Annotated in this window: 22 protein-coding genes and 1 pseudogene; 10 read left to right on the top strand and 13 right to left on the bottom strand. The window is 60.7% G+C overall.

Annotated elements, in window-relative coordinates:
• From AC4IHP_RS14185 to AC4IHP_RS14160, 6 genes are all read right to left on the bottom strand, one after another.
• Positions 1–765, bottom strand: coding sequence for a GntR family transcriptional regulator (locus tag AC4IHP_RS14185; RefSeq protein ID WP_016775014.1), 765 nt, complete (start codon positions 763–765; stop codon positions 1–3).
• A 57-nt stretch (positions 766–822) separates the two neighbouring features.
• Positions 823–1212, bottom strand: a complete 390-nt coding sequence (locus AC4IHP_RS14180; RefSeq protein WP_024013190.1) for a carboxymuconolactone decarboxylase family protein — start codon at positions 1210–1212, stop codon at positions 823–825.
• A 131-nt stretch (positions 1213–1343) separates the two neighbouring features.
• Entirely contained in the window at positions 1344–1829 is a 486-nt protein-coding gene (locus AC4IHP_RS14175; protein WP_460119671.1) for a flavin reductase family protein, read from the bottom strand.
• Positions 1830–1841: 12 nt separating this feature from the next.
• Positions 1842–3323, bottom strand: coding sequence for an aldehyde dehydrogenase (locus tag AC4IHP_RS14170; protein WP_042606772.1), 1482 nt, complete (start codon positions 3321–3323; stop codon positions 1842–1844).
• Positions 3320–4153: an alpha/beta fold hydrolase gene (locus AC4IHP_RS14165; RefSeq protein ID WP_129999509.1), complete on the bottom strand. Its 834-nt coding sequence runs from the start codon at positions 4151–4153 to the stop codon at positions 3320–3322. Before AC4IHP_RS14165 ends, AC4IHP_RS14170 begins: the two co-directional genes overlap by 4 nt.
• Positions 4154–4185: 32 nt before the next feature.
• Positions 4186–4776: an amino acid synthesis family protein gene (locus tag AC4IHP_RS14160; protein ID WP_490831960.1), complete on the bottom strand. Its 591-nt coding sequence runs from the start codon at positions 4774–4776 to the stop codon at positions 4186–4188.
• Positions 4777–5238: 462 nt separating this feature from the next.
• Here AC4IHP_RS14160 and AC4IHP_RS14155 point away from each other — a divergent pair, with 462 nt between their 5' ends.
• Together AC4IHP_RS14155 and AC4IHP_RS14150 are read left to right on the top strand one after the other, a co-directional pair.
• Entirely contained in the window at positions 5239–6282 is a 1044-nt protein-coding gene (locus AC4IHP_RS14155; RefSeq protein ID WP_490831959.1) for a WD40/YVTN/BNR-like repeat-containing protein, read from the top strand.
• On the top strand, positions 6279–8663 hold the full coding sequence (locus AC4IHP_RS14150; protein WP_024013186.1) for an efflux RND transporter permease subunit: 2385 nt from the start codon (positions 6279–6281) through the stop codon (positions 8661–8663). The genes AC4IHP_RS14155 and AC4IHP_RS14150 overlap by 4 nt, the downstream gene beginning before the upstream one ends.
• 151 nt (positions 8664–8814) lie before the next feature.
• On the opposite strand, the gene AC4IHP_RS14145 is transcribed toward AC4IHP_RS14150, so the two are convergent.
• Positions 8815–9534, bottom strand: coding sequence for a FadR/GntR family transcriptional regulator (locus tag AC4IHP_RS14145; protein ID WP_016775009.1), 720 nt, complete (start codon positions 9532–9534; stop codon positions 8815–8817).
• A gap of 187 nt (positions 9535–9721) precedes the next feature.
• Positions 9722–11458, bottom strand: a complete 1737-nt coding sequence (locus AC4IHP_RS14140) for an IlvD/Edd family dehydratase (RefSeq protein WP_415762240.1) — start codon at positions 11456–11458, stop codon at positions 9722–9724.
• A 192-nt stretch (positions 11459–11650) separates the two neighbouring features.
• On the opposite strand from AC4IHP_RS14140, the gene AC4IHP_RS14135 reads away from it, so the two are divergent.
• From AC4IHP_RS14135 to AC4IHP_RS14100, 8 genes are all read left to right on the top strand, one after another.
• A complete protein-coding gene (locus tag AC4IHP_RS14135) occupies positions 11651–12973 on the top strand; it encodes an MFS transporter (protein ID WP_490831958.1) in 1323 nt (440 codons plus the stop codon).
• 143 nt (positions 12974–13116) lie between these two features.
• Positions 13117–14109: an AraD1 family protein gene (gene araD1, locus AC4IHP_RS14130; RefSeq protein ID WP_130911255.1), complete on the top strand. Its 993-nt coding sequence runs from the start codon at positions 13117–13119 to the stop codon at positions 14107–14109.
• Between the two features lie 9 nt (positions 14110–14118).
• Positions 14119–15699 carry an aldehyde dehydrogenase (NADP(+)) gene (locus tag AC4IHP_RS14125; protein ID WP_460119665.1) on the top strand — a complete coding sequence of 527 codons (1581 nt, stop codon included), beginning with the start codon at positions 14119–14121 and terminating at the stop codon, positions 15697–15699.
• Positions 15700–15879: 180 nt separating this feature from the next.
• Positions 15880–16191: a DUF5629 family protein gene (locus AC4IHP_RS14120; RefSeq protein WP_490831957.1), complete on the top strand. Its 312-nt coding sequence runs from the start codon at positions 15880–15882 to the stop codon at positions 16189–16191.
• Positions 16178–17353: a lactonase family protein gene (locus AC4IHP_RS14115; protein ID WP_400555191.1), complete on the top strand. Its 1176-nt coding sequence runs from the start codon at positions 16178–16180 to the stop codon at positions 17351–17353. Before AC4IHP_RS14120 ends, AC4IHP_RS14115 begins: the two co-directional genes overlap by 14 nt.
• Before the next feature lie 156 nt (positions 17354–17509).
• Complete coding sequence (locus AC4IHP_RS14110) at positions 17510–17689, top strand: hypothetical protein (protein WP_016775003.1); 180 nt, start codon at positions 17510–17512, stop codon at positions 17687–17689.
• Between the two features lie 257 nt (positions 17690–17946).
• Positions 17947–18159, top strand: a complete 213-nt coding sequence (locus tag AC4IHP_RS14105) for a hypothetical protein (RefSeq protein WP_039763920.1) — start codon at positions 17947–17949, stop codon at positions 18157–18159.
• Positions 18156–18413, top strand: coding sequence for a hypothetical protein (locus AC4IHP_RS14100; protein ID WP_490831956.1), 258 nt, complete (start codon positions 18156–18158; stop codon positions 18411–18413). Before AC4IHP_RS14105 ends, AC4IHP_RS14100 begins: the two co-directional genes overlap by 4 nt.
• Before the next feature lie 35 nt (positions 18414–18448).
• Here the strand turns inward: AC4IHP_RS14100 and AC4IHP_RS14095 are convergent, their stop codons facing one another.
• The 5 genes and pseudogenes from AC4IHP_RS14095 to AC4IHP_RS14075 form a co-directional block, all read right to left on the bottom strand.
• A complete protein-coding gene (locus AC4IHP_RS14095; protein ID WP_490831955.1) occupies positions 18449–19045 on the bottom strand; it encodes a glutathione S-transferase in 597 nt (198 codons plus the stop codon).
• Complete coding sequence (locus AC4IHP_RS14090; protein ID WP_490831954.1) at positions 19042–22683, bottom strand: AAA family ATPase; 3642 nt, start codon at positions 22681–22683, stop codon at positions 19042–19044. The genes AC4IHP_RS14095 and AC4IHP_RS14090 overlap by 4 nt, the downstream gene beginning before the upstream one ends.
• On the bottom strand, positions 22680–23924 hold the full coding sequence (locus AC4IHP_RS14085; RefSeq protein WP_490831953.1) for an exonuclease SbcCD subunit D C-terminal domain-containing protein: 1245 nt from the start codon (positions 23922–23924) through the stop codon (positions 22680–22682). The genes AC4IHP_RS14090 and AC4IHP_RS14085 overlap by 4 nt, the downstream gene beginning before the upstream one ends.
• A gap of 77 nt (positions 23925–24001) precedes the next feature.
• Positions 24002–25117: a hypothetical protein gene (locus tag AC4IHP_RS14080; protein WP_490831952.1), complete on the bottom strand. Its 1116-nt coding sequence runs from the start codon at positions 25115–25117 to the stop codon at positions 24002–24004.
• Positions 25107–26567: pseudogene (locus AC4IHP_RS14075) on the bottom strand (toxin VasX); the annotation flags it as partial. The pseudogene AC4IHP_RS14075 and the gene AC4IHP_RS14080, both read right to left, overlap by 11 nt.

The raw sequence follows: 26567 nt of genomic DNA, 5'->3' as shown, positions 1-26567 counted from the left end.
TCATTGACCTATGCGAGGTTCTTTCAGCGCGATCGGCAGGGTGATCGCCGGGGTGCCTTTGACGGCGACGCCGGTTTCTTCCTGTTTGCGCTTGAGGTAGTCGAGGGCCACGGCAGCGGCCGCGCGGACGTGATCGACACACGCCTGATGCGCCGCCAGCGGATCACCGCTCTTGATCGCCTCGACCATTTTTTCCATCTCGTGATTACTCGCGCCGCGTCGGTTTTCCTGGGAGACCGAGGTCGCGCGCAGATAGCTGATGCGTGCCTGCAACTGGCGCAATTGGGTGGCGGCGACATGGTTGCCCGAGCCTTCGAGCAGCACGTCGTAGAAGCCCTGCACCGAGTCGATCACCTGTTGCAGCTCGCCGTCCTTCAACGCCTTGCGGTTGTCGTCGAGGGCTTTTTCCAGGGCTTTGATGTCCTTGGCCTTGGCGCGCAGGGTGAACAGTTGGACGATCAGGCCTTCGAGCACGCAACGCAATTCATAGATATCGACAGCGTCGTCGAGGGTGATGATGGCTACGCGCGGGCCTTTGGCGTCGGCGAATTCCACCAGGCCTTCGGACTCAAGGTGACGCAAGGCTTCACGCACCGAAGTGCGGCTGACGCCGAGGCGATCGCACAGGTCGCGTTCGACCAGACGATCACCTGGCATGAGCTGGAAATTCATGATCGCGCTACGCAGTTTGTCCAGCACGATTTCGCGCAGGGTAACGGGGTTGCGATTGACCTTGAAGCTGTCGTCGAGTGGCTGGCGTTTCATGGGGTCCGCTCTTGAGCTTGGCTGTCCATGCCAGACGGGCATCAAAACAGCCGAGGGTTAACTGGAGGCCTCGGCGTCGGCTTCGGCAAAGGCTTCACGGGCCAGCCGGAAACTGTCCACGGCCGCCGGAACGCCGCAATAAATGCCGACCTGAAGCAGAATTTCGCGTATTTGCTCACGACTCAGGCCGTTACGCAAGGCGCCACGCACATGCAGCTTGAGTTCATGCGGGCGGTTGAGAGCCGAGATCATCGCCAGGTTGATCATGCTGCGCTCTTTGAGCGACAGACCCTCACGGCCCCAGACATGGCCCCAGCAGTATTCGGTGACCATTTCCTGCAGCGGCCGGGTGAAATCGTCGGCGTTCTCTATCGAGCGCTGCACGTAGGCTTCGCCCAATACCTGCGTGCGGATCTGCAGGCCTTTTTCATACTTTTCGTTACTCATCATTCCTCCAATCACCACAATTCCCCTGTGGGAGCGGGCTTGCTCGCGAAAGCGTCGTGTCAGTCGACATCCATGTTGCATGATCTACCGCATTCGCGAGCAAGCCCGCTCCCACAGGTTTTGCATTGCTCTCAGGTAAGCGGCGGCAACGCGCCCAACTTGCCCTTGTGGTAAATCATCGGCGTCACCGGCTGCTCGGGCAGGATCAGGTTCTTCACTGCGCCGACTATGATCGCGTGATCGCCACCGTCGTATTCACGCCACAATTCGCACTCGATGATCGCCGTGGCCTTGGCCAGAATCGGGTTGCCCAGATCGCTCAGGTGCCACTCGATACCCTTGGCCTTTTCCTTGCCCTTGCCGGCGAACGCGTAGGCTTCGGCGGTCTGCTCGGCGGAGAGCAAGTGGATGGCGAATTTCTTGCTGTCGCGCAGGACCGGGTAGGTGTCGGACGCGTAGTTGGGGCAGAACAGCACCAGCGCCGGGTCGATCGACAGCGCGCTGAACGCGCTGGCGGTGATACCGACGATGCCGCCATCCGGGTCTAGGGTGGTAACCACCGTGACGCCAGACGGAAACGAGCTCATGACGTCTTTGTAAATGCCGGGTTCGATCATTTCGCAGGACTCCTAGCGCATCACAAACGGATCAGGCATTGGCGCCTGGGAGAGGTTGATCCACACCGTTTTCAGTTCGGTGTAGGCCAGCACCGAGTCGATGCCGCTTTCGCGTCCATAGCCACTGTTTTTGAAGCCGCCGATCGGCGCCATCGCCGACACCGCGCGGTAGGTGTTGACCCAGATGATCCCCGAGCGCACATCGCGCGCCAGACGATGGGCACGACCGAGGTCGCGGGTCCAGATGCCGGCAGCGAGGCCGAACTGCGAGTCGTTGGCGATCGCCAGCGCTTCGGCTTCGTCTTTGAAACGAATCACCGAAGCCACCGGGCCGAAGACTTCTTCCTGCATGATCTTCATCGAATTGCGGTCGCACTCGAACAGCGTCGGCTCGTAGAACCAGCCTTCGCCGAGATCCGCCGGACGCTTGCCACCGGTGCGCAAACGCGCGCCCTCGGCGATGGCATCGGCGACCAGACCTTCGACCACCGCCAGTTGCTGCGCGGTGGCCATCGGCCCCATTTCACTGTGGTCTTCCTGCGGGTTGCCGATGCGGATGCGCTGGGCGCGCTCGACCAGGCGATTGACGAACTCGTCGTAGATTTCGTCCTGCACCAACAAGCGCGAACCGGACACGCAGCTCTGCCCGGACGCCGCGTAGATTCCGGCAATCGCGCCGTTGATCGCGCTGTCGAGATCGGCGTCGGCAAAAATGATGTTCGGCGACTTGCCGCCCAGCTCCAGCGACAGCTTGGCGAAGTTCTCGGCGCTGCTGCGCACCACATGCCGTGCCGTGGCCGCGCCGCCGGTGAAGGCGATCTTGCGGATCAGCGGATGACGGGTGAGGGCGGCGCCAGTGCTCGGGCCGTATCCGGTGACGACGTTGACCACGCCCGGCGGTATCCCGGCTTCGAGGGCCAGGCGTGCCAGCTCGAGAATGGTCGCCGAGGCGTGCTCGGACGGCTTGATCACAATCGTGTTGCCGGCGGCCAGGGCCGGGGCCAGTTTGATGGCGGTCAGGTACAGCGGGCTGTTCCACGGAATGATCGCGGCAACCACACCCATGGCTTCGTGCACGGTGTAGGCAAACAGGTCGGGCTTGTCCAGCGGCAGGGTGCCGCCTTCAAGTTTGTCGGCGAGGCCTGCGGTGTAGTGGAAGAACTCCGGCAGATAGCTGACCTGGCCACGGGTTTCGCGGATCAGCTTACCGTTGTCACGGCTTTCCAGCTGCGCCAGGTGTTCCTTGTTTTCTGCGATCAGATCACCGAGGCGGCGCAACAATTTGCCCCGCGCAGTGGCGGTGAGGCCGCGCCACGCCGGGCTGTCGAAGGCCGTTTGCGCTGCTTGCACGGCGCGTTCGACGTCCGCTTCATCGGCGTCGGGCAGTTCCGCCCAGGCTTGCGCGGAGGCCGGGTTGAGGCTTTCGAAGGTCTTGCCGGAGAGGGCGTCGACCCAGTCTCCGCCGATGCACATCTGGAAGCGTGCGAGTGTCATGCAACGATCCCCTTTATATGGTTTTGTCGGGAGTGTGCGAATTGGAGAAATTCCAGCAGCATCTGGTTGACCAGACGCGGCGACTCTACCGGCATCATATGCCGTTGCTCGGGCAGCACGGCAACCTTCGCACCGGGGATGCGCCGGGCCAGTTGCTCGGCCATTTCCGGCGTTGAGCCAGGGTCGAGTTCGCCGGTGGCGATCAGCGTCGGCGCCTGAATGCTGCTCAGGTCGTCGGCGCGGTACATGTCCTGGGTGGCGAACAATTCATAGGTGGTCAGGTAGCCTTGCGGATCGTTGTTGGCCAGGGTCTGGCGCAACGCGGCGATCTGCGCCGGGTTGGCCGCCTGATATTCACGGCTGAACCAGCGTGACAGGGCGGCTTCGGCGTTGGCGTCCGGGCCATGTTCGGCGGCCTGCGCAGTGCGGGCAATCACGCCGGCACGCTGTTCTTCGCTGCGGTTGAACACGCTGTTCAACACCACCAGGCTTTGCAGGCGCTCCGGGTAATGCAGGGCGAAGGCCCGCGCGACCAGACCGCCCATGGAGAAACCGATCACCGCCGCCTGCGGCACGTTCAAGTGATCGAGCAACTCGAGCAACTGATCAGCGTAACCGAGCAGGTCGGTGCCGCTGGCCGGGCGCGGGCTGGCGCCGTGGCCGAGCATGTCGTAGGCGATTACCTGGTACTGGCTGGCGAGGCCGACAATCTGCCCGCCCCACATTTCTTTGTTCAGGCCCACGCCGTGGATCAAAACCACGGGCTGGCCTTGGCCGGTCGCCAGGTAACTGGTGCCAGCCGGGGTGAGTTCAGCGGTGAGCCGAATCATGGAGCGCTCCTGCAATGCCTTTCTTGTTGTGATTACTGGGCTTTTTCGGCAGCCAGTTCTTCCAGATCGATGTAGCGGTTGCCGATGCGCGGGTGCAGGCGGCCACCGTCGGCGCAACCGAGCACGACGACGATTTCGTCGGCACGCGGCGCGTCTTCGATCTGCATTTCCAGGGTGATGTAGTGCGAACGCAGGCCTTCGTCGTCCTTGTGCATCATCGGGATCTGAATCGAAGTACCCGGACCGCCGCGCTTGTTGGTGAAGCTCAGGTAGCTCTTGGCTTTCACCGCTTCGCGGTAGTGGTTGCCGAAGCGCAGGGTGTGGATTACAGCCGACGCGTGCTCGATCTCGCCGTCAACGCCGACTACCGCCGCTTTGCCGTAGGCCTCGATCTTCTCGGCACCGCCGATGATGCCGACCAGACGCTCGACCATCATTGCGCCGAGGTCGGAGCAGTTGGCGCGGATCTGCGGCTTGAGGTCTTCGACAAAACCGTTGCCCACCCACGGGTTCTTCATCACCACGGCGAGGCCGACCATGGTCACCGGCTTGTCAGTAGCCTTGCCGCCTTCGATAAAGGTTTCTTCGACATAGCTGACGATCTTGCGAATTTCGAAACTCATGAGCTGCTCCGTTGGGGGATTGAGAGTGTCTGTGCGTCTGATGGTATACCATAATACCAATCCTGCAAGTCCCCTCCGCAACAATTGCGTCATCCATCTTACGAATGGCTGCGCATTCACCTGCTACTGCCAATCTTCCAGACAACCTGAAACCCTGTGGGAGGGGGCTTGCTCCCGAAAGCGGTCTATCAGGCAACGTCTCTGGTGGCTGACACATCGCATTCGGGAGCAAGCCCCCTCCCACAATGGAAACCGCAGGCCAAGCGAGGCTGATGCCGGTTAACAAAAGATAACGTGGCGCCGATTGTCAGACATTTGCAAAGCCCGATAGGATGAGCCAGCTTCCGAAGGGGCTCTGGATTGCGGGTTTCAGGACTATGCTTCTGATCTGCCACTAGCCGAGCACCCTTGCGGCGCCCTTGAAGGCCCGATGGCCCAACAATAATAAATAGGGGAAGGTCTATGAGTCGTTGCCGCCCGCCGGCGTTACGCAACACCGCGTTGCTGGCCACAGCACTCTCGCTGCTGGGCTTTGCCACGTTATCGGCACCCGTGATTGCCGCCGAGGCCCCGGCTGACGTGGTCTATGCCACCGAATCGGCCAAGGCCGCGAAAAGCCTGATTCTTGATGTCGTCCATGCTGGCGCGCGTCTGGTCGCGGTCGGCGATCGCGGGCACATCGTCTATTCCGATGACCAGGGCAAGACCTGGACCCAGGCCAAGGTGCCGACGCGGCAACTGCTCACCGCCGTGTATTTCGTCGACGACAAAAACGGTTGGGCCGTGGGCCACGACGCGCAGATTCTCGCCAGTGCAGACGGCGGTCTGACCTGGACCAAGCAATTCGAAGACCTTGCACGCGAATCGCCGCTGCTCGACGTCTGGTTCAAGGACGCCAGCAGCGGCTTTGCCGTGGGCGCCTACGGCACGCTGCTGGAAACCGCCGACGGCGGCAAGCACTGGGAAGACGTCAGCGATCGCCTCGACAACGAAGACCAGTTCCACCTCAACGCCATCGCCTCTGTGAAAGACGCCGGGCTGTTCATCGTCGGCGAGTCCGGCAGCATGTTCCGCTCCGCCGATGACGGCCAGACCTGGGAAAAGCTTGAAGGCCCGTACGAAGGTTCGCTGTTCGGCGTGATCGGCACGGCGCAGCCGCAGACCCTGCTGGCGTACGGCTTGCGCGGCAACCTCTATCGCTCCACCGATTTCGGCAGCAACTGGGAGCAGGTCGAACTCAAAGCCGCACGCGGTGCGCTGGAGTTCGGCCTGTCCGGCGGCACGCTGCTGGAAGACGGCTCGATCGTCATCGTCGGCAACGGCGGCTCGGTGATCAGCAGCAGCGATAACGGCGAAACCTTCAGCGTGTTCAACCGCCCGGATCGCATTTCGCTGTCGTCGGTCACTGCCGCCGGCAACGGCAACCTGATTCTGACCGGGCAGGGTGGTTTGCACATCACCCAGCCAAACGGTGCCGAGACCAATAACAATAAGGCGGGGCTATGACTTCCTTGATCACTCCTCAGCAGGAAAAGGCGACGGTTCTCGAGCGCCTGATCTTCAACAACCGCCCGGCCGTGATCCTGATCTGCCTGGTGGTGAGCATTTTCCTGTTCTGGCAGGCCACGCTGATCCGGCCGTCGACCAGTTTTGAAAAAATGATCCCGCTGCAGCATCCCTTCATCGAAAAGATGATGGAGCACCGCAACGATCTGGCGAACCTCGGCAACACCGTGCGTATTTCGGTGGAGGCCACCGACGGCGACATCTTCTCCAAGGAGTACATGGAGACCCTGCGCCAGATCAACGACGAAGTGTTCTACATTTCCGGAGTTGATCGTTCCGGGCTGAAGTCGCTGTGGAGCCCGAGCGTGCGCTGGACCGAAGTGACCGAAGAGGGTTTCGCCGGCGGCGAAGTGATTCCGCAGAGCTACAACGGCTCTCAGGACAGCCTCGATCTTTTGCGCAACAACGTGCTCAAGTCCGGCCAGGTCGGGCGTCTGGTGGCCAACGACTTCAAGTCGAGCATCGTCGACATCCCACTGCTGGAGGCCTATCCGGACCCGCAGGACCAAGGCAAGTTGCTCGCGCTGGACTATCGCCAGTTCTCCCATGAGCTCGAAGACAAGATCCGCAACAAATTCGAAGCGCAGAACCCCAATATCAAGATCCACATCGTCGGTTTCGCCAAGAAGGTCGGCGACTTGATCGATGGTCTGGTGATGGTGGTGCTGTTCTTCGGTGTCGCCTTCGTCATCACCCTGATTCTGCTGCTGTGGTTTACCAACTGCCTGCGCAGCACCATCGCGGTGTTGAGCACGACGCTGGTGGCAGTGGTCTGGCAGCTCGGGTTGATGCACTTCTTCGGCTTCGGGCTCGACCCGTATTCGATGCTGGTGCCGTTCCTGATTTTCGCCATCGGTATTTCCCACGGCGTGCAGAAGATCAACGGTATCGCCCTGCAATCCAGCGAGGCCGATAACGCGCTGACCGCTGCACGGCGCACCTTCCGCCAGTTGTTCCTGCCGGGGATGATCGCGATTCTGGCCGATGCGGTGGGCTTCATTACCCTGCTGATCATCGACATCGGGGTGATCCGTGAACTGGCTATCGGCGCGTCAATCGGCGTTGCGGTGATCGTGTTCACCAACCTGATTCTGCTGCCGGTGGCGATTTCCTATGTTGGCATCAGCAAGCGCGCGATTGCCAAGAGCAAGAAGGACGCCAACCGCGAACATCCGTTCTGGCGTCTGCTGTCGAACTTCGCCAGCCCGAAAGTCGCACCGATTTCGGTAGCCCTGGCTCTGATCGCCTTCGGTGGCGGCCTCTGGTACAGCCAGAACCTGAAGATCGGCGACCTCGACCAGGGCGCGCCGGAACTGCGTCCGGACTCGCGCTACAACAAGGACAACAACTTCATCATCAGCAATTACTCGACCAGTTCCGACGTGCTGGTGGTGATGGTCAAGACCAAGGCCGAAGGGTGCTCGCGCTACGAAGCCATGGCGCCGATCGATCAACTGATGTGGAAAATGCAGAACACCGAGGGCGTGCAGTCGGCGATCTCGCTGGTGACCGTGTCCAAGCAGATGATCAAGGGTATGAACGAGGGCAACCTGAAATGGGAAACCCTGTCGCGCAACCCCGACGTACTGAACAACTCAATCGCCCGCGCCGATGGCCTGTACAACAACAGCTGCTCGCTGGCGCCAGTGCTGGTGTTCCTCAACGATCACAAAGCTGAGACCCTCGATCGTGCGGTCAACGCGGTGCAGGAGTTCGCCAAGGAAAACAACAAGGACGGCCTGGAATTCATCCTCGCTGCCGGTAACGCCGGGATCGAAGCGGCCACCAACGAAGTTATCAAACAGGCTGAGCTGACCATCCTGATTCTGGTGTACATCTGCGTGGCGGTGATGTGCATGATCACCTTCCGTTCGTGGGCGGCGACGCTGTGCATCGTCCTGCCGCTGGTGCTGACCTCGGTGCTCGGCAACGCTCTGATGGCGTTCATGGGCATCGGTGTGAAAGTCGCGACGCTGCCGGTGGTGGCGCTGGGCGTGGGGATTGGCGTGGACTACGGCATCTACATCTACAGCCGCCTCGAGAGTTTCCTGCGTGCCGGGCTGCCGTTGCAGGAAGCCTATTACCAGACGCTGAAGTCCACCGGTAAAGCGGTGCTGTTCACCGGCCTGTGCCTGGCGATCGGCGTGTGCACCTGGATCTTCTCGGCGATCAAGTTCCAGGCCGACATGGGCCTGATGCTGACCTTCATGCTGCTGTGGAACATGTTCGGCGCGCTGTGGCTGTTGCCAGCGCTGGCGAAGTTCCTGATCAAGCCTGAGAAGCTGGCGGGGCAGAAGGGTAACTCGTTGTTTGCCCACTGATCTGACAGGCTGAAACGACAAAGCCGCAACCTTGAGGGGTTGCGGCTTTTTTTGTGAATCAAGATCAAAAGATCGCAGCCTTCGGCAGCTCCTACAGGGGAACGCATTCCAAGGTAGGAGCTGCCGAAGGCTGCGATCTTTTGACTTTGCTCTAAGTGAGCTCAGCACCCAGCACCACACTCAACGCACTGCGCGCATCATCCAGCTGCACCAGCGTCGCATGCCGGGCCCCCAAGGCATCCCGATTTTCAATCGCCGTCAGAATCGCCTTATGCCTGGGCAACGCCAGTTCATGCAGATTCGGCCGTTGATTGGAATGCTTCAACGCCTCGGCGATCGCTACCGCCAACATGTTGCACAGGTTCGCCAGCAGGTCATTGTGCGTGGCATCGGCGATGCGGCTGTGGAAGTCCAGGTCCGGCTGCAACAGCGCTTCCGGAGTCGGCGCGGCTTCCATGCGTTGGTAGGCTTCGTTGATCGCGGCGATGTCGGCGTCGGTTGCATGCTGAGCGGCAAGGGCGGCGGCGGCCGGTTCGATGATGCTGCGCACACTGGTCAGGACGTTGAAAAATTCATTCTGCGGGCTGCTTTGCATCAGCCAGTGCAGCACGTCCGGGTCGAGCATGTGCCATTCGCGGCGCGCCTTGACGACTGTGCCCACGCGCGGTTTGGAATACACCAGCCCCTTGGCCACCAGCACTCGAGTCGCTTCGCGCAACACCGGCCGACTGACCGCGTACTCCTCGCACAGCAGGGCTTCGGCGGGCAGTTTGTCGTCGGGCAAAAAGCGTCCGGAGACGATCTGCATGCCCAGTTCCTGGACGATGCGCGAGTGCATGCTTTTACGGTCGGAAGGTTTGCGGTAATCCATGGGGAGTGGCGCGATCCTGAGCGATGGAGATGCCGCGCATCATAGCAGGCACGGCACAGATTTGAGGCGATACGCAAAAGCAACTGTGGGAGCGAGCCTGCTCGCGAAGGCGGCATATCAGTCAAATAGATGTCGACTGACACTCCCTCTTCGCGACCAGGCTCGCTCCCACAGGGGAATTGCGCTGTTAGTGAGAGTGACGCGGAACCTCGGCCCCTCGGCAACCGACGAGGAAGTCAAAGTCGCAACCCTGATCCGCCTGCAGCACGTGGTCGATGTACAGCTGACGATAACCGCCCACCAGCAATTGCTGCGGTGCTTGCAGATCGGCCATGCGCGCGGCCAGTTCAGCGTCGGGAATGTCCAGATGCAGACGGCCGCTGGCGCAATCGAGTTCGATCCAGTCGCCTTCCTGCACCGCCGCCAATGGTCCGCCCGCTGCCGCTTCCGGGGCGACGTGCAGAACCACCGTGCCATACGCGGTGCCGCTCATGCGTGCGTCAGAAATACGCACCATGTCGGTCACGCCTTCTGCCAACAGCTTGGCCGGCAAGCCCATGTTGCCGACTTCGGCCATGCCCGGATAACCCTTCGGCCCGCAGTTCTTCATCACCAGAATCGAATCCTTATCGACGTCCAGCTCCGGATCGTTGATCCGCGCCTTGTACATGTCGAAGTTCTCGAACACCACGGCGCGGCCGCGATGCTGCATCAGTTCAGCAGTGGCGGCGGAGGGCTTGAGTACCGCACCCAGCGGCGCCAGATTGCCGCGCAACACGCAGATGCCGCCGTCGGCGCGAATCGGATTGTCGAGGGTGCGGATCACTTGGTCTTCGCCGTAGATCGGCGCGTCCTTGGTGTTCTCGCCGATGGACTTGCCATTGACGGTCAGTGCGTTCGGGTTGGGGATCAGATTGGCCTCACCGAGGCGGCGCAGTACCGCTGGCAAACCACCGGCGTAGTAGAACTCTTCCATCAGGAAACGCCCGGACGGTTGCAGGTCGACGATGGTCGGCATGCCGCGACCGATGCGGGTCCAGTCGTCCAGATCGAGCTCGACGCCGATGCGCCCGGCGATGGCTTTCAAGTGGATCACGGCATTGGTCGAACCACCGATGGCGGCGTTGACACGGATGGCGTTTTCGAAGGCTTCCTTGGTCAGGATCTTCGACAGTTTCAGGTCTTCACGCACCATCTCCACCGCACGCATGCCGGACATGTGCGCCAGCACATAACGGCGCGCATCGACGGCCGGAATCGCGGCGTTGTGCGGCAGCGAAGTGCCCAGCGCTTCAGCCATGCACGCCATGGTCGACGCGGTGCCCATGGTGTTGCAGGTGCCCGCCGAACGCGACATGCCGCCCTCGGCTGCGAGGAAGTCATCGATGGTGATGGTGCCGGCCTTGACCTGTTCGCTGAGCTGCCAGACCACGGTGCCCGAGCCGATGTCCTTGCCCTTGTGCTTGCCGTTGAGCATTGGCCCGCCGGTGACGACGATGGCCGGCACGTCGCAACTGGCCGCGCCCATCAACAGTGCCGGAGTGGTTTTGTCGCAACCGGTGAGCAGCACTACGCCGTCGATCGGGTTACCGCGAATCGCTTCTTCAACGTCCATGCTCGCGAGGTTGCGGGTGAGCATGGCGGTCGGGCGCAGGTTCGATTCGCCGTTGGAGAACACCGGGAATTCCACCGGAAAACCACCGGCCTCGATCACCCCGCGTTTGACGTGCTCCGCGATCTGGCGGAAGTGCGCGTTGCACGGAGTCAGTTCCGACCAGGTGTTACAGATGCCGATGATCGGCTTGCCGTGGAACTGGTGGTCGGCGATGCCCTGATTCTTCATCCAGCTGCGGTACATGAAGCCGTTCTTGTCGGCCGTGCCAAACCATTGGGCGGAGCGCAGGGTGGGTTTCTTATCAGACATGATCGATTCTCTTATTGTAAGACTATTGTTTGCGAGCTGATGCTTAATCTAAGCTCAAAATCCGCGCTTTGGAAGTGTTGTTGGGTAATTAGTATTACTATATAGTCGTTTTCGACGGAGGGATGGCCCTGGCTGTTTTGGCGAGAGGCGTCCCCCGAGGTTCTATAAAAACAACAATCGGAGACCGATCTCATGAGCCAGGAATTGCGGCTTGTCCGGCGCATCACACTGAAACTGATTCCCTTCCTCATCCTGCTGTACCTGATCGCCTATGTGGATCGCTCCGCCGTCGGCTTCGCCAAGCTGCACATGGGCGCCGACATCGGTATCGGCGATGCCGCCTACGGCCTCGGTGCCGGGCTGTTTTTCATCGGCTATTTTCTTCTCGAGATTCCCAGCAACCTGATGCTCGAACGCTTCGGCGCGCGGCGCTGGTTCGCGCGGATCATGATCACCTGGGGCGCGATCACCATCGGCATGGCCTTCGTGCAAGGGCCGCACAGCTTCTATGTGATGCGCTTTCTGCTCGGCGCGGCCGAGGCGGGCTTCTTCCCCGGCGTGCTGTACTACATCACCCAGTGGTTCCCGGTGCGCCATCGCGGCAAGATCCTTGGCCTGTTCATCCTGTCGCAACCGATCGCAATGATGATCACCGGTCCCGTGTCCGGCGGTTTGCTGGGCATGGACGGCATCCTTGGTCTGCACGGCTGGCAGTGGCTGTTCATCGTCATCGGCACCCCGGCGATCCTGCTGACATGGCCGGTCCTGCGCTGGCTGCCGGACGGCCCGCAGCAAGTAAAGTGGATGGATCAGGCGGAAAAAGACTGGCTGACCGGCGAGCTGAAAAAGGACTTGCAGGAATACGGTCAGACCCGTCACGGCAACCCATTGCATGCACTGAAAGACAAACGCGTGTTGCTGCTGGCGCTGTTCTATCTGCCAGTGACCCTGAGCATTTATGGCCTCGGCCTGTGGCTGCCGACGTTGATCAAACAGTTTGGCGGCAGCGACCTGGTTACCGGGTTCGTTTCTTCGGTGCCGTACATTTTCGGGATCATCGGCCTGCTGATCATTCCGCGCAGCTCCGATCGTTTGAATGATCGCTACGGCCACTTGGCGGTGCTCTATGTGCTCGGTGCGCTGGGCCTGTTCCTCAGTGCCTGGCTGTCGATGCCGGTAGCGCAACTGGCGGCGCTGTGTCTGGTGGCGTTTGCCTTGTTCTCGTGCACTGCGGTGTTCTGGACTTTGCCAGGGCGCTTCTTTGCCGGCGCGAGTGCCGCAGCGGGAATTGCCTTGATCAACTCGGTGGGCAACCTCGGCGGTTACATCGGGCCGTTCGTGATCGGCGCATTGAAGGAGTACACCGGCAACCTGGCTTCGGGGCTGTATTTCCTCTCGGGCGTGATGGTGTTCGGGCTGATTCTGACCGGCATCGTTTATCGCGTGCTGGAACGCAAACACATGTTGCCCGTCGACCAGTTCGCCGCCAGCGCCCGTGGCGCGACCCGCACCTGACTGACAACACTGGCCCCTGTGGGAGCGAGCCTGCTCGCGAAGAGGCCATCACATTCAACACTGTTGGTGACTGATACACCGCTTTCGCGAGCAGGCTCGCTCCCACAGGGATAGCGGCGTTTTTGATGGAACAGGAGAAAATCATGCATCTGGTTCAATTCGAATTACCCAACGGCGAGCGCCGTGTCGGCGTGGTCGACAACGGTCAGGTCCGCGAAGTCGAGGACGCCCGCAGTGTCCGTGATCTGGCCCTGGCCGCGATCGAAGCCGGCAGCTCCCTTGAGCAGCAAGTGCAAAGCCTCGGCCTCGGTGCCAGCCACGACTACGCGCAGTTGCTCAAAGACCTGCGCATCCTGCCGCCACTCGATCACCCGGACCCGGCCCATATGCTGGTCAGCGGTACCGGCCTGACCCATCTGGGCAGTGCCTCGGCCCGGGACAAGATGCACCAGCAGGCCGGCGATGAAGCGGCAATGACCGACACCATGCGCATTTTCAAATGGGGCGTGGAGGGCGGCAAACCAGCGGCGGGGCAGGCCGGCGTGCAACCGGAATGGTTCTACAAGGGCGACGGCAGCATTGTCGTGCGTCCGGGGCAGCCGTTCCCGCTGCCGCCGTTCGCCGAAGACGCTGGCGAAGAGCCGGAGATGGCCGGCCTGTATGTCATCGGCAACGACGGCAAGCCGTATCGCCTCGGTTTCGCGGTGGGCAACGAGTTCTCCGACCACGTCATGGAGCGCAAGAATTACCTCTACCTCGCGCACTCTAAATTGCGCAGTTGCAGTTATGGCCCGGAACTTCGTACCGGTGAATTGCCTCAACACCTTGCCGGCACCAGCCGAATCCTGCGTGACGGCGAAGTGCTCTGGCAGAACGAGTTTCTCAGCGGCGAGGCCAACATGTGCCACAGCCTGGCGAACCTCGAATACCACCACTTCAAATATAGTCAGTTCCTGCGCCCGGGCGACGTGCACATTCACTTTTTCGGCACTGCGACCCTGTCGTTTGCCGACGGCATCCGCACCCAGCCAGGCGACACGTTCGAGATCAGCCAGGCCGACTTCGGCGCTGCGCTGGTCAACGGTATCGCACCGGTCAAAGCGGCTTTTGAACCGGACAGCATCGGCACCCTTTAAGGAGATCCCATGACTCAGATTCTCGGTCACAACTACATCGGCGGTCAGCGCAGCGCCGCCGGCAGCGTCAAACTGCACTCGGTCGACGCCAGCACTGGCGAGGCCCTGCCGCACGATTTCATTCAGGCCACGGCCGAAGAAGTCGACGCCGCCGCCAAAGCCGCCGCTGCGGCTTACCCAACGTATCGCAGCCTCAGCGCCGAACGTCGCGCGCAGTTCCTTGACGCGGTCGCCGATGAGCTGGATGCGCTAGGCGATGATTTCGTTGCCGTGGTCTGCCGCGAAACCGCGCTGCCGGCCGGTCGTATTCAGGGTGAGCGCGGTCGCACCAGCGGGCAGATGCGTCTGTTCGCCAAAGTCTTGCGTCGCGGTGATTTCTACGGCGCGCGCATCGATCTGGCGCTGCCGGATCGCCAGCCGCTGCCACGTCCGGATCTGCGCCAATACCGCATCGGCCTCGGCCCGGTCGCCGTGTTTGGCGCGAGCAACTTCCCGCTGGCGTTCTCCACTGCCGGTGGCGATACCGCAGCAGCACTGGCCGCTGGTTGCCCGGTGGTGTTCAAGGCGCACAGCGGCCACATGGCTACCGCTGAACTGGTCGCCGACGCGATCATTCGTGCCGCAGAAAAAACCGCCATGCCCGCCGGCGTGTTCAACATGATCTACGGTGGCGGCGTCGGCGAATGGCTGGTCAAGCATCCGGCGATTCAGGCGGTTGGCTTCACTGGCTCGCTGAAGGGCGGTCGCGCCTTGTGCGACATGGCTGCCGCACGTCCGCAACCGATCCCGGTGTTCGCCGAGATGTCGAGCATCAACCCGGTGATCGTCCTGCCTCAGGCGCTCGCTACGCGTTCGGAAACCGTCGCGCGTGACCTCACCGCTTCGGTGGTGCAGGGTTGCGGTCAGTTCTGCACCAATCCGGGTCTGGTCATCGGTATTCGCTCACCGCAGTTCAGTGCGTTTGTCCAACAAGTCGCCGCTGCAATCGGTGATCAACCGGCGCAAACCATGCTCAACGCCGGCACCCTCGGCAGCTATGGCAAAGGCCTGGAAAAACTCCTCGCGCACAGCGGCATCGAGCATCTGGCCGGTAATCCGCAGCAGGGCAATCAGGCGCAGCCGCAGTTGTTCAAGGCTGATGTCAGCCTGTTGATCAACGGTGACGAAGTGCTGCAGGAAGAAGTGTTCGGCCCGACCACGGTGATCGTGGAAGTGGCCGATCAGGCACAACTCAGCGCGGCGCTGCATGGCCTGCACGGTCAACTGACCGCGACGATCATCGGTGAGCCGTCTGATTTCGAGCAATTCGCCGAACTGACGCCGCTGCTGGAACAGAAGGTCGGGCGCATCCTGCTCAACGGTTATCCGACCGGTGTCGAAGTGTGCGATTCGATGGTGCACGGCGGGCCATACCCGGCGACGTCCGATGCGCGCGGCACGTCAGTGGGCACGCTGGCGATCGATCGCTTCCTGCGCCCGGTGTGCTTCCAGAACTACCCGGACAGCTTGCTGCCCGAGCCACTGAAAAACGCCAACCCGCTGCGGATTCAGCGTTTGGTGGATGGCAAGCCATCGCGTGAGGCGATCTAAAGCCAACCGGAAATCCTCTGTGGGAGCGAGCCTTCTCGCGAAAGCGGACTATCTGCCAGTTATTTGTTAACTGGCACACCGCCTTCGCGAGCAGGCTCGCTGCCACAGAGGTTCCAGCAGGGGCCTCTGGATCACATTGGGCTATCATTGGCCCTTTCCCCCCTAGAAAGACTGTTTGCCATGACTGCCCAAACCCTTCTCAACGCCCTCGAACACTGCGGTATGGTCGAAATCGATGGCCTGCACGCCTTCGAATTCGCCCTCGACGAGGACGATAACCTGCACATCGAATGCATCGATGGCCGCACAGCGAAGCACTGGGAATTCACCCCGGTGCAGGTTGCGCAAGCGACGTTCGATGAGACGCTGCAGAGCTGGCTGATCACCGGTTACGCCAGCGACACCAAGACCACGGGCGAACATCGTCTGGTGTGCCTCGGCGACGTAGTCAGCAGCAGCGACGATGAGGATGACAATAATGAAAATGCGTAACTTCTGGCCATTGCTGATGGCCGGCAGCGTCGGCGCGATGGGGCTTTCCAGCGCCTCTGCCGACACCTTGCAGTTGCTGGTCGGCTCGTACACCGCCGGTTCCAGCCAGGGCATCTACCGCATGCAGTTCGACAGCGCCACCGGCCAGATCGACGCCAAGCCGCTGCAAGTGGTCAAGACCGAAAATCCATCATGGCTGACCCTCTCGAAAGACCAGAAGCGCTTGTTCGTGGTCAACGAAAACGGCCCGGGCCAGACTGACCCTGTCGGCCGCGTCAGCAGCTTCGCCATCGATCCGAAGACTCACGCGCTGAGCCTGATCAATCAAGTGCAGAGCCTGGGCAACGAGCCGACCCATTCCAGCCTCAGCGCGGATGCCAAACACCTGTTCGTCAGCAACTACTCGGTGATGGAAGATCCGGGCGGCACCCTGGCAGTGTTGCCGGTCGATGCCGACGGCCAACTTAAACCGGTAGTGCAGATGAGCGGGCACCCGGCCAGTCGGGTCAATCCTGAGCGCCAGGCCTCGAATCACGTGCACTCGACGGTTTCCTCGCCGGACGGTCGTTACGTGTTCTCCAATGACTTGGGCGCGGACAAGGTGTTCATCTATCAATACGACCCGAAAGCCAACCCGCACTTGCCGCTAACCCCGGCGAAAACCGCCTCGGTAGCGCTGCCGGCCGGCAGTGGCCCGCGTCATCTGCTGTTCAGCGCCGACGGCAAACACGCCTGGCTGACCATGGAAATGAGCGCACAGGTTGCGGTGTTCGACTACAACGACGGCGTGCTGACGCAGACGCAACTGGTCGATCTGGCAGCGGGCCAGCCAACTTCGGACAAGGCGGGCGCGGCGCTGCATGCCTCGGCTGACGGCAAGTTTCTTTACGTGAGCAATCGCGGCACGGCCAATCAACTCGTAGTGTTCGGCATTGATCCGGCGACCGGTCAGCTCAAAGAGCTGCAAAAACGCTCGGTCGAAGGTGATCACCCGCGCGAGTTTGCCCTTGATCCGAGCGGTAAATTCGTCTTGATCGCCAACCAGAAGAGCAACCAGATTGTCGTCGTCGAGCGCGACGCCAAGACCGGTCTGCTCGGCAAAACCGTGCAAAAACTGCCGATGGACGCGCCAAGTGATCTGAAATTCCTGGTGCGACAATAAGCCACAGGCCCCGGTCTACGGGGCCTGCATCCTTGTATTAATTGCACTGATAACGGCTAATGCTACAAAAGATTTCAAGCGAGCAACCCTCGAGCGTTACGTTTGTTTCACAGCCCGACCGGGCAAATCAAGCAAACGAACACGAGGGTTACCGCCATGAACTTCAATCTCTTCTCCGTCATCGCCGCTTCCGCCATTTCTGCCACCGTGGTATTGCCAGCCGGTGCCAACGTTGAAATCGCCAGCAAAAAATCCCACACCCAGAGCTACACCCAGAAATACCTGCAACAAAGCGCCAACTTCTACGCCGCGCTGGATCACAAAACCCAAGCCTGAGCGCACCGTTCTCCTGTAGGAGCTGCCGAAGGCTGCGATCTTTTGATCTTGTTTTTCATAAGCAAAATCAAAAGATCGCAGCCTTCGGCAGCTCCTACACGTGTGCGTGGCATTTGGTTATAGGTTTCTTCAAGCGAGGGAATAGAACGGCTAAATAATCAACGAAGCTGATGTTCACCATTGCAAACCCTGAGTGGTTACCCCGGCTTTTTTGATTGATTCTGTGGCCATCGAAACCTTTGCCCACGGAGAACACCATGGCCAGCGCAATCCTCACTTCCGCCAAACGCGGCGCCTACCTGGCCATCGGTCTGTACCTGGCCGTGGTGCTGTTCGTCAGCATCGGCGCACAGATGGAACACAGCTTCGACGCCCCGATCGACGTCGCCCACCCCGGCATCCAGTTCGAACTGCGCTCGCAAAGCGCGATGGTCGACAGGGCCGAACTCGCAGGAGTCGGCGGCGCATGAAAGGCTACAGACTCTGGGTCATCGCCAGCCTCGCGCTGATGACCAACGGCGCTTCACTGTTGGGATTTGGCCAGGGCTCGGTGGGCGGCTTGGCCCGGGCCATAGAGGCCAACCACAACATCGCGCACAACATTGAACGAGCCAACACGCTGGGGCTGATGGCCGGCAATCCACCGGTCAAGGTCGCGATGGATTTTCTCGGGCCGTTTGAAGTGGATTGCATGGCGCTGGGCATGTGTAACGCCCTGGCCTGACGAAGATCGCAGCCTTCGGCAGCTCCTACATCGGGTTACTTCTTCATGATCGAGGTGAACAGGTCGGATTCGAGGAAACGCTGCAACCACACCTGCAAGCGAGCATAAGGCGTCTGCGCGAACCACTCCCTATCGACGTGAGCGAACTGTCGGACGAAGGGCAGCAGGGCGATGTCGGCGAGGCTCGGATGATCGGCCAGCAAGTAGTCACGTCCTTCAAGCAGCTCATCCAGTTTCTGCACAAACAACGCACCTTCAGCCCGATAAGCTTCCATCGGCTGCTCAGGGTAGCGCTCGGCGTACTTGTAGCGATTCAAAGCCGATTTGAAAATCTGATCATTACCTTCAATCAGTTTTTCCATCCACAGCGCTGCGAACGAATCACCGGCCAGCAACCAATCATCCGGATCATTCTGCGCCAACGCCCAGCGCATGATCTGCAGACTCTCATCGATCACCACGCCATCGGCATTCAGCACCGGCACGGTGCCCTTGGGCGAGAGCACGAGCATTTCCGCCGGCTTGTTCTTGAGGCTGACTTCGACAATCTCTACCGGCACGCCCGCATAACGCAGGGCCATTCGCGCACGCATGGCGTAAGGGCAGCGGCGGAAGGAATACAGCGTGTTCATTTCACCTCCAGCGTGCTCAAACCATTGCCTTGGCGCCGCACCTGAATCTGCACCGGAATCCGCTCATGCATTTCCTGCACGTGGGAAATCACCGCCACCTTGCGCCCCTGCGCCTGCAAGCCATCGAGCGCGTCCATGGCCAGTTGCAAGGATTCCGGATCAAGGCTGCCGAAACCTTCGTCGATAAACAGCGATTCGATTTTCAGCGTGCTCGACGCCATCGACGCCAGACCCAGTGCCAACGCCAGCGAGACCAGGAACGTCTCGCCGCCGGACAACGAATGCACCGAACGCAGTTCGTCGCCCATTTCCGTGTCCATCACCAGCAGACCGAGCATGCTGCCGCCGCGTTTGAGGCGATAGCGTTTGACCAGTTGGCGCAGTTGCGCGTTGGCGTGATGCACCAGCAGGTCGAGGTTGTACGCCTGGGCGATCTTGCGGAAGGTGTCACCGGTGGCCGAGCCAATCAAGGCACTGAGCCGCGCCCAGCGCTGGTACTCGGCATAAGCCTCGGCGATCTGTTGGGCCAGCGCCTGATTGGCGTTCTGTCGGCGCTGGTCTTCAACCTGTTCGGCGCGCAATTCGGCGCACTGCTGTTCGCTGACGGCAAACTGGTTTTGCAGCTCGGCGAGGGCGCTGTCGAGCTGTTCGGCGTCAAGATTACCGTCCTGCCGGGCCTGGTGATCGAGCAGACGCTGATCGCGCTCCTGCAACAGGACCTGGGCCTGTTCGATGGCTTTTTCGTTGTGCTGAAGGGTCTGACGCAGGTCGGCGACTTGCGCGTCGTCGAAGCGCAGCAAGTCTTCCAGGCCGCTGTCATCCAGTTCCGAGTGGCTGGCGCGCCAATCGGCGATCTTGCCGGTGAGTGCCTGGTCTTCAGCTTCCAGTGCTTGCAGGCGATCCTGCTGTGACTTGAGTTCGGCTGCGATCCGCACCAACTGCGTGCGCACGCTTTGCAGCTCCTCAGCGGTGCTGGTTTCGGCGACGCGCGCCTGTTCCACCGCGTGTTCTAGCTGCCGCTGCCAGTGCTCGGCGCTGTCGTGCTCGCCAAGTAACTGCGCGAGTTTTTCCTGACAGTTTTGCTGTTGCTCGGTCAACGCGGTGGATTGCTGCTCGGCGCTTTGCAGTTGCTGAGTGCGCAGCTGCTGGCGATCCTGCTCTTTCTCCAGCGTCTGCTGGCGTTGCTGTTGTTCGCTCAACTCTTCCTTTTGCTGCTCAAGCCGGGCCAGACGCTCGGCGATCTGCCGATCCAGCTGCATGAACGTTGCCGCCGGCTCAAGGCGCAAGGCCTCAAGCGTGTCGGCGGGCAGCAGCGGGCCAAACGCGGCGAGTTCTTCTTCAAGACGCTGACGATCACTGTTGAGTTCATGCTGCTGATGGCTCAGCTGTTGCGTCGCTTGCTGGTGAGCCACTTCGGCCTGACGCAATTGTTGCGACAAGCGCGCCGCGTCCTGCTGCAAGGTGAGCAGGGCACTTTGCCGTTGTTCGTCCTGAGTGATGCTCTGGTTCAATTGCTCGTTCTGGCGGCTGAGCCAGGCGTCGCGTTTGTCGGCGTCCTGATTGAACAGTTGCGCGGCCAGCGGATGCGCGTCGAGGCTCGGGGCCAGGGCTCGTTGCTGCGCCGCCAGTTGTTCCTGTTGCTGGAGCAATTCTTTCTGTTGGGCGATCACGCCACCGACTTCGCCGCGCAACTCGATCAGTTTTTCCTTGAGCTGATCGACCACTTGCTGGGCGTTGGCCTGTTCGCTTTCATCGTGACGGCCGAGGCTTTGCAGCAGCGCTTCGGGCTGATGATAGGGATGCTCGTTGCTGCCGCAGACCGGGCAGGGCTGATCGTCCTGCAACTGCGCGCGCAACTCTTCGACACTGGCACTGCGCGCAAGCCGCTGACGTTCAAGCAGTTCACGAGTGACGCTGAGGGTCTGCTCGGCGACGGTCAGTTCGGCCTTGGTTTTCACCCCGTCCTGGGTCAAGCGTTCGCGTTGCTGCTGCGCGTCGAGCTGGCGTTGTTGCAACTCGCCGCTGCGCTTGTCGAGATCCTGCTGAGTCGCCCACAGGCGCGACAAGTCTTCGATCGCGCGCAGCTGTTTGCGGTTGTCCTGCAGCAAGGTGCCGAGCAGGCCGATCTGTTCGGCCACCGCATCGGGCTCTGCGCCAGCCTCTTTGAACAGCACTTCCAATTGTTGCTTGTGCGAGGCCAGTTGCTCAGCACTGCGCGCGGCGTTCTGTTCGAGGGACGCCAGTTCGCTCTGGCCTTTGTTCAAGCGGTTGCCGATCAGCATCAGCTGTTGCAGACGATCGCGATAGGCGCTCCAGGCATCGCTCAAGGGCGCCAGATGGGCGCTCTGCTCAAGCTCGGTGGCGATGCTTTGCAAGCGTGCGGCGACTTCAGCCTGTTTTTCCTGCAAGGCCTGAATCGCGCTCTGGCCATCCTTGAACGCTTGCTCGGCCGCTTGCCGGGCTTCGGCGCTGCTGGCAGTGTCCTTGATCAGACGGGCGAGGGTGCTTTGTTCTTCGAACGCCTGACGCAGCAACGGCGCGTTTTCGCTCTGCCGCTGCTGCGCTTCGCTCAGGGCGACTTTCGCTGCGTCGAGGTTTTGTTCCAGCTGCGTCTGGCGTTCGCCCAGCGCCGCGTGTTGTTGGGTGTGTGCGGCAATCTGCGCCGCCAGTGGCGTCAGCAGCGCGTCAAGCTCGGCCTTGCGCGCGAACTGATGGCGTTGCGGGCCAAGCTGTTCCAGACGCGTCAGTTTCACCCGCTCGCCGGCCAGTGCCTGCCATTGCTGTTGCGCGGTTTGCAGTTGTTCGCTGGCGGCTTTTTGCGCGTCCTGCAACTGACGCAAATCCTTCAGCCAACTGTGTTGTTGCTCAAGCTGTTTGAGCTGCGCCTGTTGCGCCTTCATCTGTTGCTGCGCGGTGTTGAAACGCTCGTCGAGTTCGGCGCGCGCTTCCGGCGCCAAAGGCGTTACCCCGGTAGCCTGATCCTGCAACAGCTTGTGTGCTTCGCGGGCTTCTTTGGTCTTGTCGAAGGCGCGGCGGCCGAGGCGTGTGTAGAGCGCGGTGTCGGTGAGTTTTTCCAGCAGTTCACTGCGGTCGTTATCGTCAGCCTTGAGGAACGCGCTGAACTCACTCTGCGCCAGCAGCACAGCGCGAGTGAACTGTTCAAAGTTCAGGCCCAGCGCGGCTTCCAGTTGGGTTTTGTATTCGCCTTTCTGGCTGGCGAGCAGTTGATCCTGATCGATGTCGCGCAGGCTCTGCCGGCTCGCTTGCAACTTGCCGCCAGCCTTCTCGCGGGCACGGTTGGCTTCCCAACGCGCGCGATAGCGGCGGCCATCGACGCCGACAAAATCCACCTCGGCATAGCCTTCACCGGTGCCACGCCGCAGCAAGGTGCGCGGGTCGCCGGTGGCGATTTCACCGTCGGCATCCGGGACTTTGGCATCGCGGCCGGTGTTGTTCAGGCGCGGCACAGCGCCGAACAGTGCCAGGCACAAAGCGTCGAGCAGGGTACTTTTGCCGGCGCCGGTCGGGCCGGTGATTGCGAACAGGCCGGCGCTGGCCAGCGGTTCCGCGGTGAAATCAATCTCGAACGGCCCGGCCAGCGAGGCCAGGTTTTTCAAACGAATGGCGAGAATTTTCATGGCTGCTCGCCCTCCAGTTGCACGTCCTGCAGCAGTTCAGCGAAGTCCTTGAGCGTCTGCTCGTCGACCTCGCCGCCGTAGTTGTCGAGCCAGGCGCGGCTGAACAATTCCTGCGGGGTGAGCTGGTCGAGTTCGATCAGCGTGCTGCCGTCATCGCTGCCATCGGCGCCACGATTACCGGCGTATTCAGCGGCGATGCGCACCAGTCGCACGGCTTTGCCTTGCAGTGCGGTTTCCACTTGATGGCGCAGATCCGGCTGCGGTTCATCCAGGCGCACCCGCACTTCGAGCCATGGCTGGCGCTGGGTTTCGGCGAGCAGATCGATGTTCGGCAGGTCGGCCAGTTGCAGCAGGATCTCGGCCAGCGGCGCCGGGCCGATGCGCTGCAGATTGACCGAGCGCGGGATCAATTTCGGCTCGACGCTGACCAGTGTTTCACCGTCGAGGACCACATCGAGAATCTGATGCTGATAGCCGATTTCGGAGAACGACAGCGGAATCGGCGAGCCGCTGTAGCGGATGCGCTCCTCGCCGTTGACCTTCTGCGGCTTGTGCAAATGGCCGAGGGCGACATAGCTGATGCTTTCGCCGAACAGGCTGGCGGGCAGGGCTTCGGCATTGCCGATGATCAGGCTGCGCTCGGAATCCTCCGACACCGAACCACCGGCCATGTGCGCGTGGCTGATAGCGATCAACGCCTGCCCGGGCTGGCGCTTGGTATTCGCCGCCGCGATCAGCCATTCATGCACCTGACCGATGCCGCGCAGATAGTTGTCACCCAGATGCGCGCCAGTGACTTCCGCCGGGCGCAAGAACGGCAGCGCCAGACACCATGCGGCGATTTCACCGGTTTTATCCGGCAACGGCAGCAGCAGCCGGTCGGCATCGAGTTGGCCGTCATCCAGCCACAGCACCCGACCCAACGCGTGAGTGCGCAAACGCCGCATCAACGGCGCCGGCAGCTCGATCCGCGAGCCGGAATCATGGTTGCCGGCGATCATGACGATGGTCAGCAGCGGCTGCTGTTCGTGAGCGCTGACGATGAAATCGTAGAGGCGTTCCTGAGCTTTGACTGGCGGGTTGACCGTATCGAAGATATCCCCGGCGATCAGCAGCACATCCGGCTGCGCCAAGTGCAACTGGCGCAGCAGCCATTCGAGAAAACACGCGTGCTCGAAATCGCGCTCCTGGCCGTGCAGGTTTTGCCCAAGGTGCCAGTCGGAGGTGTGGAACAAACGCAAGGTGGACTCCGCATTTTGATCAAGAGGGTGGCCGCGAGGAACAAAGGGCGGCGAGAGGAGGGGAGTTTACTGGCAAATCACGCCCCTTGCCTTGTCGTGTGTCTGCTTGCACCGACAGCGGCGAATATTTCGGTAATCGGCCGATGCGGCTGGCGCTTGTGCATCTGCCGCACCAACTCGCTCAACCGCAACAACTCTTCGCTCGGCTTGGCCCATTGCTCTTTCGGCAGCGGCTCGGACCAGGCGCGTATGACTTCCGGCAGCGCCTGCTTGCCGATTCTTTCCAGGCGGCGCACTTCCCATTCGACCAAACGGTTGGGAATCGTCCATAAAGTCATGACGTGATACAGGTACCAAAAGAACCCCGACAACCGCGAGCGGCGGCCTTCACGAATCTGCTGGTGCATCCGCGCGCGGGCATTGCGGAAAGTATGCAGCCCTTCGTGGGGCGGGTCGTCCGGGCCTTGCAGATCCTGCAAATCCTGGATCGATTTGAGGTCGTTGACTTCGTACTCCATGTAACCGCGAATCGCTTCCCAATGACTGATCGCAAGCTCCAGGCCGGCGCATTGGAATTCGAGGCTGGTGAGGGTTTCGCCGTGATCAAAACCGATGCCCATGCCGTATTGGCGGTGGATGCCAAACTGGGTGGCGCCTTTGGCTTCGATAATCCAGGCGCTGAGCGATTCCCATGGAACGAAGACTGGTTCGGTGGCGCCTTCGGGCATGAAGCAGACTTCGCGGCGTTGGCGGTTGAAGCGGGTTGGGATGAGGGAGAGGCGTTTTTTGTGGACGTGGTGCCAGACGCCCAGGTTAATACACAAACAACAAAAAATGGTCAAAGAGCCCGTACCAATCAAAGCATCGAACACTCCTTCGATGGCGCCGCATATGTCATTCCACCCCGAACCTGCCAGAAAAAACATAAACCCAGCAATTGCGGGAAAAAGGCATGTGATCATGAAGGTTGCACTAAAGGGCAACCCTACTGTTACCTGCCACATGAACACTTGCGGCGGTCCTATCCCGAATTCCATGAAGACGTGATTCAGTTCACCGATTTGCGGTCCAAAGGGTTGCTGTACGGTAGGCAATGGCAACGGTGCCAGATAAGTAATTTTTCCGCTTGGAAACGGTTCGATATCTCCCGCCTGCCTGGCCTGGTTGCTTGCGTTGTCTTGGTCATTCGGCATGGTCGGCTGGGTCCAGAAACTGTGTTTCGATGAACAGTACAGGTGGTTTGTCTTTTACAAGCTCAGGTGAAACCACCGGAAAATGACCTTTCCCGCGAGGCTCAACATGTATCACCCGAGTTCGTGATACCCATTGACCATTCTCATCCAGAGCCTGAATGCGGATGGCCAGCTCGAGTGTTTCTTTTGCTGGGGTGAATTCCGAGTCGGGCGCTACCGGGTACTCAAGACAGAGCACCAGGCCCTCCGGCATGGACTTGACGATGCGCAGACTCTTTACGATTTCGTCGCTGATGACGTCCCGCTGTTCTCGTGGCGTTCCTCGGCTGTGTAATGGAGCTGAAATGCGGTGCGCGCCGATAGCTAAGTGATGCGTCGGTTTCCCACCGAAGGGGGGTGTCAGATCCTTCAAGGTCAATCGAGGCAGGACCAGATGGATATCGCTGGGCTTGGCTTTCAGCAGCAAGCTTTTAAGTCGAGAGTCATGCGCTTGCACGCCGAGTTGCACATAGGGCGCGTGAATCAAAAAAGCCAGATAATTTTGATAATCCTTGAGCGAATGATCACCACGCATATCCGGATCCCGGCTCCATGGCGTTATTTTCAGCCATTTATCATGCGCGCTGATGTTGTAACGGCTGAACAGCCAGACCCCCGATAGTTCAAGCACAGTGAATAACGCACCGGCCAGGTTAAAACGAAAGAAAACAGTAGACAGGCGTGTGCCAGCAGCGGCCCAGGCTGCGGCTCTTGCCGCTGCGTTTTCGGCGATCAAAACTCTGTGCCCGGCGTGAATGGTATGGCTCAAGGCATACCCGTTATTGGCAGTTGAACCCAACGCGCCAATCGCGGCCAACGCAGTGCTTTTCTCGGCGTGAAAGCTTCCGCCGCGAACGGCCTGTTGCCAGTTTGCATAATGGCTTTTCACGCTTTGCAGCGAAGACAGGAAACCTGAGACATAGGTGAAACTGCCCAAACCAATATGCAGTTTCCCCAACTGCACATGCACGTTTTTCAGCGCCGCCTGCTGAAGATTCGTCGCCAGAAATGAACTGCGGTTTTTCAAGGCTGTATCCCCAAGACTTTGCGCAGCAGTAAATCCTGCAGCCCCAGTAGCGACAATCGCATTGGCGAATGGCTGCCAAACTCGTTTATTCGCTGTTTGCCTGCGCAGTTCACGCAAAGCCCCCACCAAATTCACCACCTGCACCAACACCACCAACAACCCCATCCCCTCCGTCCGGACCAGACTCGCCTTCGAAACCCCCGCCACCCCCGCGCGAATATTCTCCAGCAACCCGCGCAATTCCCCGTGCTGCGCCGGCGGAAACACCACCGTCAATCCCGCTTTCGCCTGGGTGGCGCCATACAGTCGGGCCGAGCGATCCGGCAGTTCGTCAATCGGGCTTAACGCTGCCGCAAGGCGGCCTTCGAACAGCGCCAATTGCGT

It is taken from the genome of Pseudomonas sp. UF-293 (assembly GCF_058245595.1).
The sequence above is the reverse complement of the archived record's forward strand: the minus strand, read 5'-3'. Positions and strand labels throughout refer to the sequence as shown.

What these genes read in the sequence shown, in the direction of transcription:
- AC4IHP_RS14185 (WP_016775014.1), bottom strand. Translation starts at nt 765, where the DNA reads ATGAAACGCCAGCCACTCGACGACAGCTTCAAGGTCAATCGCAACCCC.
- AC4IHP_RS14180 (WP_024013190.1), bottom strand. Translation starts at nt 1,212, where the DNA reads ATGAGTAACGAAAAGTATGAAAAAGGCCTGCAGATCCGCACGCAGGTA.
- AC4IHP_RS14175 (WP_460119671.1), bottom strand. Translation starts at nt 1,829, where the DNA reads ATGATCGAACCCGGCATTTACAAAGACGTCATGAGCTCGTTTCCGTCT.
- AC4IHP_RS14170 (WP_042606772.1), bottom strand. Translation starts at nt 3,323, where the DNA reads ATGACACTCGCACGCTTCCAGATGTGCATCGGCGGAGACTGGGTCGAC.
- AC4IHP_RS14165 (WP_129999509.1), bottom strand. Translation starts at nt 4,153, where the DNA reads ATGATTCGGCTCACCGCTGAACTCACCCCGGCTGGCACCAGTTACCTG.
- AC4IHP_RS14160 (WP_490831960.1), bottom strand. Translation starts at nt 4,776, where the DNA reads ATGAGTTTCGAAATTCGCAAGATCGTCAGCTATGTCGAAGAAACCTTT.
- AC4IHP_RS14155 (WP_490831959.1), top strand. Translation starts at nt 5,239, where the DNA reads ATGAGTCGTTGCCGCCCGCCGGCGTTACGCAACACCGCGTTGCTGGCC.
- AC4IHP_RS14150 (WP_024013186.1), top strand. Translation starts at nt 6,279, where the DNA reads ATGACTTCCTTGATCACTCCTCAGCAGGAAAAGGCGACGGTTCTCGAG.
- AC4IHP_RS14145 (WP_016775009.1), bottom strand. Translation starts at nt 9,534, where the DNA reads ATGGATTACCGCAAACCTTCCGACCGTAAAAGCATGCACTCGCGCATC.
- AC4IHP_RS14140 (WP_415762240.1), bottom strand. Translation starts at nt 11,458, where the DNA reads ATGTCTGATAAGAAACCCACCCTGCGCTCCGCCCAATGGTTTGGCACG.
- AC4IHP_RS14135 (WP_490831958.1), top strand. Translation starts at nt 11,651, where the DNA reads ATGAGCCAGGAATTGCGGCTTGTCCGGCGCATCACACTGAAACTGATT.
- araD1 (WP_130911255.1), top strand. Translation starts at nt 13,117, where the DNA reads ATGCATCTGGTTCAATTCGAATTACCCAACGGCGAGCGCCGTGTCGGC.
- AC4IHP_RS14125 (WP_460119665.1), top strand. Translation starts at nt 14,119, where the DNA reads ATGACTCAGATTCTCGGTCACAACTACATCGGCGGTCAGCGCAGCGCC.
- AC4IHP_RS14120 (WP_490831957.1), top strand. Translation starts at nt 15,880, where the DNA reads ATGACTGCCCAAACCCTTCTCAACGCCCTCGAACACTGCGGTATGGTC.
- AC4IHP_RS14115 (WP_400555191.1), top strand. Translation starts at nt 16,178, where the DNA reads ATGAAAATGCGTAACTTCTGGCCATTGCTGATGGCCGGCAGCGTCGGC.
- AC4IHP_RS14110 (WP_016775003.1), top strand. Translation starts at nt 17,510, where the DNA reads ATGAACTTCAATCTCTTCTCCGTCATCGCCGCTTCCGCCATTTCTGCC.
- AC4IHP_RS14105 (WP_039763920.1), top strand. Translation starts at nt 17,947, where the DNA reads ATGGCCAGCGCAATCCTCACTTCCGCCAAACGCGGCGCCTACCTGGCC.
- AC4IHP_RS14100 (WP_490831956.1), top strand. Translation starts at nt 18,156, where the DNA reads ATGAAAGGCTACAGACTCTGGGTCATCGCCAGCCTCGCGCTGATGACC.
- AC4IHP_RS14095 (WP_490831955.1), bottom strand. Translation starts at nt 19,045, where the DNA reads ATGAACACGCTGTATTCCTTCCGCCGCTGCCCTTACGCCATGCGTGCG.
- AC4IHP_RS14090 (WP_490831954.1), bottom strand. Translation starts at nt 22,683, where the DNA reads ATGAAAATTCTCGCCATTCGTTTGAAAAACCTGGCCTCGCTGGCCGGG.
- AC4IHP_RS14080 (WP_490831952.1), bottom strand. Translation starts at nt 25,117, where the DNA reads ATGCCGAATGACCAAGACAACGCAAGCAACCAGGCCAGGCAGGCGGGA.